Source organism: Anaerolineales bacterium, assembly GCA_016928575.1.
In the GTDB taxonomy this organism is placed as follows: domain Bacteria; phylum Chloroflexota; class Anaerolineae; order Anaerolineales; family RBG-16-64-43; genus JAFGKK01.
In genome coordinates, this window is sequence record JAFGKK010000126.1 from 1 (window position 1) to 8,222 (window position 8,222).

The 8,222-nt window shown below is 61.4% G+C and carries 8 protein-coding genes; 7 read left to right on the forward strand and 1 reads right to left on the reverse strand.

What is annotated here, in order from left to right; genetic code table 11:
- Positions 1 to 220 precede the first annotated feature (220 nt).
- The 5 genes from JW929_15010 to JW929_15030 all read left to right on the forward strand — a co-directional run bounded on the left by JW929_15010 (position 221) and on the right by JW929_15030 (position 5,323).
- Entirely contained in the window at positions 221 to 847 is a 627-nt protein-coding gene (locus JW929_15010) for a response regulator transcription factor (GenBank protein MBN1440714.1), read from the forward strand.
- 147 nt (positions 848 to 994) lie between these two features.
- Entirely contained in the window at positions 995 to 2,230 is a 1,236-nt protein-coding gene (locus JW929_15015) for a sensor histidine kinase (protein ID MBN1440715.1), read from the forward strand.
- A gap of 142 nt (positions 2,231 to 2,372) precedes the next feature.
- Positions 2,373 to 3,839: an alpha-N-arabinofuranosidase gene (locus JW929_15020; protein ID MBN1440716.1), complete on the forward strand. Its 1,467-nt coding sequence runs from the start codon at positions 2,373 to 2,375 to the stop codon at positions 3,837 to 3,839.
- An 81-nt stretch (positions 3,840 to 3,920) separates the two neighbouring features.
- A complete protein-coding gene (locus tag JW929_15025) occupies positions 3,921 to 4,370 on the forward strand; it encodes a DUF1801 domain-containing protein (protein MBN1440717.1) in 450 nt (149 codons plus the stop codon).
- A gap of 122 nt (positions 4,371 to 4,492) precedes the next feature.
- On the forward strand, positions 4,493 to 5,323 hold the full coding sequence (locus tag JW929_15030) for a hypothetical protein (protein ID MBN1440718.1): 831 nt from the start codon (positions 4,493 to 4,495) through the stop codon (positions 5,321 to 5,323).
- Between the two features lie 151 nt (positions 5,324 to 5,474).
- Here the strand turns inward: JW929_15030 and JW929_15035 are convergent, their stop codons facing one another.
- Complete coding sequence (locus tag JW929_15035) at positions 5,475 to 5,723, reverse strand: hypothetical protein (protein MBN1440719.1); 249 nt, start codon at positions 5,721 to 5,723, stop codon at positions 5,475 to 5,477.
- Positions 5,724 to 5,984: 261 nt separating this feature from the next.
- On the opposite strand from JW929_15035, the gene JW929_15040 reads away from it, so the two are divergent.
- Together JW929_15040 and JW929_15045 are read left to right on the forward strand one after the other, a co-directional pair.
- Positions 5,985 to 6,383, forward strand: coding sequence for a hypothetical protein (locus JW929_15040; GenBank protein ID MBN1440720.1), 399 nt, complete (start codon positions 5,985 to 5,987; stop codon positions 6,381 to 6,383).
- 121 nt (positions 6,384 to 6,504) lie between these two features.
- A complete protein-coding gene (locus tag JW929_15045) occupies positions 6,505 to 7,260 on the forward strand; it encodes a TIGR02206 family membrane protein (GenBank protein MBN1440721.1) in 756 nt (251 codons plus the stop codon).
- Positions 7,261 to 8,222 lie beyond the last annotated feature (962 nt).

Sequence of the window (8,222 nt, forward strand, 5' to 3'; positions counted from 1 at the left end):
ACGGAGAACACGGAGGATCACGGAGACTTTTTGCCCCCAGCATTTTCCGTGCCCCTCCGTGCCCTCCGTGGATTGAACCCCTTTCTCCACGAAGAACACGGAGGATCACGGAGCTTTTTCCCCTTCCTTTCTTCCGTGCCCCTCTGTGCTTTTAGTGGTTGGAATCCATCCGTTTTTATGGGTAAAATGATTTTCAAAGCGCTCTGAAGGAGGCGCGGCCATGATCCGGGTCGCCATCGTCGACGACCACCCGCACGTCGCCATCGCCTTGCGCACGCTGCTCGAACGCACGCCCGACATCCGCCTGGTGGATGAAGCCCGCCGCGGGGGCGAGGCGATGAACCTGGTGCGCCGCTCTTCGCCCGACGTGCTGCTCCTCGACCTTTTCCTCGAGCCGGAGTTCGACGCCCGGACGGCGGTGCGCGCCTTGCGTGCGGATTTCCCCGATCTGAAAGTCTGCGTCATCAGCGCCCACCTCGAACCGGCGCTCGTCCGCGAGCTGCTCCAGGCCGGCGTGTACGGATATATCTTGAAGGACGACGATTACGTCTCGCGCATCGACGGGATCGTCCACGACCTCGCCGCCGGCAAGATCTACCTCAGCCCGCAGGCGCACGACGCGCTGGCGGAGATCACCCGCGCCGGCGAATCCGAAAAAACGCTCTCCGAGCGGGAGATCGAGATCCTGCGGCTGGCCCGCCGCGGCCTGCCCAATCCGCAGATCGCCGAATCGCTGCACATTTCCCCCGGCACGGTGCGCAACCACCTCAGCGCGATCTACGCCAAGCTCGGCGTGCACAGCCGCCACGAAGCGTTGCAGGCGGCGGCCGAGCGCCGGCTGATCTAGGGTTGTCGTGCTGAGCGACCGCTTTTGGCGCGGACTTTGCCAAGGGAACGAAGCATCTCCCGATGCATATTCAGACTCTTCACTGCCCTCCGTCGTGAAACCATCGTTCGGAAGGCGTTCGGGTGACATGGAAAAAGGCTCATATTCATGCTAGTGGACGCCGTGATGTTGTTGTCGGGTATTGCGCTGGGGTGGATCACGCTCGCCCTCGGCGCATGGGTCGCCGGCAGGATTCGGCTCACACTCGACCGGAGGCGGTACGGCGAGCCGGTCGATCACGCGGAACTGCTGGTCCGCTACGGCCGGCTTATGGCCGGAGCGTTGGAGGAACAATCGCTCGCCGTCCTGCTTGCCGCGGATATTCCGCGCGAGTTCGGGGTGAAACGGGCGGTCCTGCTTCTGCCGGAAGAGTTCACGCTGAAGGATCCGCTCGGCGGCGCCGTGAGCCTGCCCGTCAGCCATGCCGGCGTGCGCTGGGTGACCTCGAGCGGCGAGGCATTGCGCGCCGACCGGGGTAGGCTCCGTGAAATCATCCGCGAGGGGACGGCGGGCTTGGAGTGGACCAAAGCCTGGGTCCCGCTGATGCGCGGCGCCATGCTGCGCGGGATGTGGCTGCTCGGGGAGCGCTCCGGCGGAATTCAATTTTCGCCCGCGGACCTTTCCTGCCTGACCAACCTCAGCCGGCAGGCGGCGGTCATCCTCGAATCCCTCCACTTCGCGCGGAAGGAGCAGCAGGCGGCGGAGGAAATCCGCTCGCTATACCGGAAGGTGGTGGCGGCGCAGGAGGACGAACGCGGGCGACTGGCGCGCGACCTGCACGACGGCGTGCTCCAGGATTTGTGCGCGATCAGCCGAGACCTTAAGGCGCTTGAAAACGAGCCGGTCGTCCGGGAAGACTCCGCCTCCGGCTTGGCCGTGCGCTCCGGCGAGGCGGTGCATATGTTGCGCGCCATCTGCCACGACCTGCGCCCTCCCCTGCTCCAGCAAGGGCTGGCCGCCGCGCTCAAGGGACTGATCGAATTAACCGCCAAAGACACCCGGACTTCGCTCAGCCTGGAGGTTCCCGAAAACGAGATTCGCCTCCCGGACGAAACCGCGGTGGCGGTTTTCCGCATCGCCCAGGAGGCGCTGCGCAACGCGGTGAAGCACGCGGACGCCTCGGAGATCGAGGTGCGCCTGACGGAGTATCCGGACCGTCTGCGCCTGACGGTCACCGACGACGGGCGGGGGATTCACGGCGGCGCGGATTTGTCGCGCTTCGTGGCGCAGGGGCACTTCGGGCTGGCGGGGATGCGCGAGCGCGCGGCGATGATCGGCGGGCGGTTGGAAGTCCAGACCGCGCCGGATTACGGCACGGCGATGGTGCTGGAACTGCCGCGGTAAAAACCTTTCCGCAGAGCCCGCCCCCGGTGGGCGGGCCCAAAGACGCAAAGGACGCAGAGGATAAGAAGAAAACCTCTGCGCTCTCCGCGCCTCTGCGGTAAAATCTCTTTACGGAGCGAGGTGAAATTTGCCGACCGAAAAAATGATCATCCGCGCCGACCGTCCGGGCCCGAAGATCAGCCGCCACATCTACGGCCATTTCGCCGAACACCTCGGCCGCTGCATCTACGACGGCTTGTGGGTCGGACCGGATTCGGCCGTCCCCAACGTGCGCGGGATCCGCACCGACGTGGTCGAGGCGCTGCGCCGGATCCGCATCCCCGTCCTGCGCTGGCCCGGCGGCTGCTTCGCCGACGAGTACCACTGGCGCGACGGGATCGGCCCGGCCGAATCGCGCCCGGCGATGGTCAACACCCACTGGGGCGGCGTGATCGAAACCAACCGCTTCGGCACCCACGAATTTCTGGACCTCTGCGAACAGCTCGGCTGCGAGCCGTATATTTGCGGAAACATGGGCAGCGGGACGGTGCGCGAGATGGGCGAATGGGTGGAGTACATCACGCTGGGCGGCAAGAGCCCGATGGCGGAACTGCGACGGGCGAACGGCCGGGAAGCGCCCTGGCCGGTCCGCTTTTGGGGCGTGGGCAACGAAAACTGGGGCTGCGGCGGGAACATGCGCCCGGAATATTACGCCGACCAGTATCGCCGCTATGCCACATATTGCCGTAATTTCGGGGGAAACCAACTCTACAAGATCGCCTGCGGTGCCTGCGATTTCCAATACGGCTGGACCGAAGTGTTGATGCGCGAGGCGGCCAAGTTCATGGACGGCCTCTCGCTCCACTACTACGTCGTCCCCCAAACCTGGGAGCGCAAGGGCTCCGCGACCCAATTCGGCGAGGAGGAATGGTTTTCCGCCCTCAGGAAGATCCTCCTCCTGGACGGGATGATCGCCAAACACGCGAAGATCATGGACCGCTACGATCCGCAGAAACGGATCGGCCTGATCGTCGACGAATGGGGCGCGTGGTACGACGTCGAGCCGGGCACCAATCCCGGATTCCTGTTCCAGCAGAGCACCCTCCGCGACGCGCTCGTCGCCGGAATCGCCCTTAACACCTTCAACCGCCATTGCGACCGGGTGCGGATGGCCAACATCGCCCAGACGGTCAACGTCTTGCAGGCGCCGATCCTGACCGAGGGCGGGATGCTGATCCTCACGCCGACCTATCACGTGTTCGAAATGTACGCGGCCCACCAGGACTCGACCCTGCTGCCGGTCGCCGTGTCCTGCGCCCCGTACCGGTTCGGGAAGCGGGCGATCCCATCCGTCCACGCCTCGGCCTCGCGATCGGACGACGGAGCGATCCACCTCTCCCTATGCAATCTCGATCCCGGTCGCGCGTTCGCCTTCCCGGCCGAGGTCCGCGGGATGGAACCCGTGCGGGTCGGAGGCCGGATCCTTGCGGCCGATTCGATCAACCGCTGCAACACGCCGGATGCGCCGGATGCCGTCAAGCCCGTTCCGTTTGAAGGCGCGGCGATCCGGGACGGCGCGCTGCGGATCGAACTGCCGGCCGGGTCGGTGGTGATGCTGGAAATCCGCTAAACCGGTTTTCCGGACGGGATCCGCCGACCCTTCCATCCCATCTTTCCTATCCGGTTTTTTTGGCCGTTCCGGGAGGCCCGTATGCGATCACAGGCGAAAACCGTCGCCGGATTCTTGGCCGGTCTGCCGGCCGACCGCCGGACGGCGATCGAAGCCGTGCGGCGGATCATCCTTAAAAACCTTCCCCGGGGGTTTGAAGAAGCGGTCAATTGGGGGATGATCGCCTACCAAGTTCCGTTGAAAACGCATCCGGATACGTACAACAAACAACCCCTGCTCTATGCGGCTCTCGCCTCCCAGAAGAATCATATGGCGCTCTACCTGATGGGGATTTACGGCGACAAGGCCGCGCGGCGCAAATTCGAAGCGGCTTACCGCAAAAGCGGCAAGCGGATGGACGTCGGCAAATCGTGCGTGCGTTTCCGCAAACTCGAAGACCTGCCCCTGGAGTTGATCGGCGAGAGCATCGCCGCGATGACTCCCAAAAAGCTCATCCAAACGGCGAAACGACCAAGCTCGAAACGAAAATAGAAAAAGAATTGGATGAATGGAATTATTACAAAAGATTTGCAGACGGGAAGAAAAAATTTTTTCAAATCCGGATTATTTCCTGAAAATCCCATCAATTCCTCCCGGACGTAGGAAAAAGACCCATGTTTGAACTACCCGAAGTCGTCAATCTGTCCGTGCAGATGAACGAAGCCCTGACGGGAAAAGTGATCCGCCGGGGCAGTTTGGGAAACTCGCCCCACAAATTCGTCTGGTACAACCGTAAACCGGCCGAGTTCGAGAAGCTGACGCGCGGGAAAAAGGTCGGCAAAGCCACCGCCCGCGGGCGGTGGCTGTTCCTTCCCCTCCTTCCCGGATACGAGCTCGTACTCGGCGAGTTCGGCGGCAAGGCGCTCCTGCACCCCGCCGGCTCGCCGCTGCCGAAGAAATACCACCTCCACCTGGCTTTCGAAGACGGTTCGTCGTTTACCGTCACCACCGCGATGTGGGGGGCGATGGAACTCTACGAGAAAGGCAAGGAGCTCGAGCGGCAGTACATTCGGGGGATGCGGCCGACCCCGCTGGACAAGGACTTCACGCCGGATTATTTCGCCGGACTGGTGAAGGAAGTCGTCGGCGGCCAGAAGCACAGCGCCAAGGGCCTGCTGACGCAGGATCAACTCATTCCCGGCCTCGGGAATTCGATCGCGCAGGACATCCTATTCCGTGCGAAACTCCATCCCCGCCGCCCGGTCGAGCAACTCCGTTCCGGGGAGATAAAAACGCTTTATCTGTCGATCCGGTCGACGGTCGAACAAGCCATCCGGATGGGGGGACGGAACGACGAGACCGATTTGTTCGGCTGCCCGGGAGGGTACATCCGGATTCTGGATAAACACGCCGCCGGCCGGCCCTGCCCGGAATGCGGGAAGAAGATCCAGAAGATCCAATATCTCGGGGGAACCTGCTACTTCTGCCCACACTGCCAGAAGTAGAAGCGGGCACCCCGGCAATTCCACCCGGCCGCCCGATTCGGAGTCAACCACACCGCCCGCCGGAGGCAGCCTCCGGCGGGCGGATTCTATTCCCGCATCCGTTTGTTCCCCCCGCAGGAAATCATGCATACCGATTGGGATTGCGGATTGGCTATGAAACCTTCAACACCTCAACGCCTTCGTGGACGGGCTGCGCCGTTTTCATCGCCACCTCCTGCTTCGGACCGGCGGACTGGACCTTCTTGTGGTCGATCTCCATCGAAGCGATGGTCTGGGTGAAGTCGGCGCCGTGCCCGAGGAAGCGGACCGTATCCCCGACTTTCAACTCGGCGCCGAGGTCGAGCACGGCCACGCTGATGTGGTTGAAGTAATGCGTCACCTTTCCGATTTTATTTTCCATGCTGCCCGCTCCTTTCGGCCGCCGCGAGAACTCCATTCGGCCGCCGCTCCAAGAAAGAGGACGCCGGCAGGCGTCTCCGGCCTGCTCCGAGGATACACCAAACGCGCGAATTGGCAAGTCGCGGGAACCCTTAGGGTTGGCAGGAACCCTTGGGAACCCTTCGGAACCCTTAGGGTTGACAGGAACCCTTGGGAACCCTTAGGGTTGGGCGATCCTCTTGTTTTGCGCCCCGTTCCATCGTATTATTTATGCGACAAGAAAATGCAAACGATCAATTCCAATCCCGCCGGTTCTTCTTCGCGGAAGAGCAAACTCCTCGTCGCCGCCGCCATCGTCATCTTCCTACTGGTCTTCGGCGAGTTGTGGCGCCGGATCAGCCAGGCGGCTGAACTGCGCGACCTGGAGCGCCAGATCGGCGGCCAGGTGACCCAGCTGGCGGAAGAATCCAACCGCATGGCGACCCAAATCGCCGGGGCGCAATCCGACGAAGCCGTGGCAGACTGGGCCCGCGCCGAGGGCAAGATGGTCCTGCCGGGCGAGGTGCTGGTCCAGCCGATCGCCCCGACCGCGCCGGCGGCGACCCCCGAACCGGAGGAGGATTCTTCCGGAACGGTTCCTAACTGGCGGATTTGGTGGGAATGGCTTTGGGGGGAAGGGTAAAAATCCTTGGTTCGTCCCGAAGAAGAACACCGTCGGTCCGCCGGCGGTGTTGTCGTATCCGGGGAGTGGAAATCCGCGGCGCCGGATATTCCGCCTAATTCTGCGCGGATGGAGAAACGGGATGGAGCAGTTCTTTACCAGCGATTACGCCGGCCCTCCTTTTGAGATGGGCAACGTTCCGCACGCGGCGAGCCTGATCCTGGTCCTTTTGGCGTGCATTCTGATATACGCCCTCCGCGATCGGTTTTCCCCGCCGATGAAAACCCTCGCCCGCTGGGCCCTCGCCGTCGGGCTGGTGGGCAACGAGCTGGCCTACCATGCCTGGAACATCCATTACGGTTTATGGACCTTCCAGTATAACTTGCCGCTTCACATCTGCTCGATCATGGTCTTCGCCAGCGCCGTCATGCTGATTACCCGCAGTTACGCGATTTACGAGTTCAGCTATTTCCTGGGGATCGGCGCGGCGATCCAGGCGCTGCTCACCCCCGACGTGGGGATATACGGCTTTCCGCACTACCGGTTCTTCCAGACGATGACCGCCCACGGGCTGCTGATCCTCTGCGCGGTCTACATGACCGCCGTCGAAAAATTCCGCCCGTATCCGAAATCCCTCCTGCGCGTGGCGGTGGTGATGAACGTTTACATGGCGGTGATCTTCGTCTTCAACCAACTGACCGGAAGCAACTACCTGTTTATCGCCCACAAACCGGAGACGGCCAGCCTGATCGACGTGCTCGGCCCCTGGCCGTGGTACATTCTGAGCATCGAGGCGATCGGGACGGCGATCTGCCTGCTGTTGTATTCGCCGTTCTTCTTCAAAGACCTGTCCGCCGGCCGGCGGAAAGCCGCCGCGGCGGCCCAGAACACCGCTTGAGAAATCCGGTTCGCAGAAAAAACCATGTGATTCGGGTTCGCGATTGTCCTTGCCGCGCTTGGGTTGTTCGCCGCTGAGCGCGAATCGGCCTTTTTCTGCTCCTTGGTTTTTCGGATAGGACCAGAATAATCATTCGATTTTTGTAACTGCTTATCAGGCAGCTTATTTCGACTGAATAATCTCAGCATAATATCACCAGTATTATAGGTTTTGTCCGTCACCCCGGCGTGGTTCCCCTGCGCCCGCCCTCGCAAAGCGGGGGAAGCGGGGTTCGAAGCCGGGGTCCAATATTTTTTGCAGCTTTACTGGATGCCGGATAATTTCACCCCCGCCAAAGAACACGCCGAGGGCGGGCGCCGGCATGACAATCGCCAGCTGAACAGTAACCGTTTTTTTATGTCCCGCTTTATCTATACTATAGAAGCATAGTTCGCGCTGTTATGTAGAATTTAAGGATCGTTTTTTCGCTTTCCAGGCACCCCTTTTACGAATCATAATAATAAATGGATTTTTATGTCTGCTAACCCCGATGCAAGAAATATATAAAGCCCGGAAATAACAACTTTCTTTTTCCCCTCATCCCATCCTCCCGCCACTGTCCCGCGCTCCGCGCGGAACATGCGTTCCGGGATACATTCTCCCAGTCCAATTCTCTAGATTAATGGCTTTGAATAATTACATTCTTTTTTTCCGTTGTTGTGGGGCTGGGGAGCCGGTCCCGGCGCAATTCCGGGAAAGGTGCCCGAACCCGTCCCGGAGCGCCTGTCCCGAGGTAAGCGAGGGAAAGCGAGGGGAGGACCATGGGATAGGAGGGGAGGGCTGAGTAAATACGGATTTTTTAGAACACAACACTAAATGGAGCTCCCCCCATTTGACGGACACCAGGTTAAGCCTGAACGGATAGGCGGCGCTCAAACTCGTCCGGGGAAACATACCCCAACGACGAATGCTTACGCCAGGTA

Coding starts and splice junctions, on each gene's coding strand:
- JW929_15010 (MBN1440714.1), top strand. CDS start 221: ATGATCCGGGTCGCCATCGTCGACGACCACCCGCACGTCGCCATCGCC.
- JW929_15015 (MBN1440715.1), top strand. CDS start 995: ATGCTAGTGGACGCCGTGATGTTGTTGTCGGGTATTGCGCTGGGGTGG.
- JW929_15020 (MBN1440716.1), top strand. CDS start 2,373: ATGATCATCCGCGCCGACCGTCCGGGCCCGAAGATCAGCCGCCACATC.
- JW929_15025 (MBN1440717.1), top strand. CDS start 3,921: ATGCGATCACAGGCGAAAACCGTCGCCGGATTCTTGGCCGGTCTGCCG.
- JW929_15030 (MBN1440718.1), top strand. CDS start 4,493: ATGTTTGAACTACCCGAAGTCGTCAATCTGTCCGTGCAGATGAACGAA.
- JW929_15035 (MBN1440719.1), bottom strand. CDS start 5,723: ATGGAAAATAAAATCGGAAAGGTGACGCATTACTTCAACCACATCAGC.
- JW929_15040 (MBN1440720.1), top strand. CDS start 5,985: ATGCAAACGATCAATTCCAATCCCGCCGGTTCTTCTTCGCGGAAGAGC.
- JW929_15045 (MBN1440721.1), top strand. CDS start 6,505: ATGGAGCAGTTCTTTACCAGCGATTACGCCGGCCCTCCTTTTGAGATG.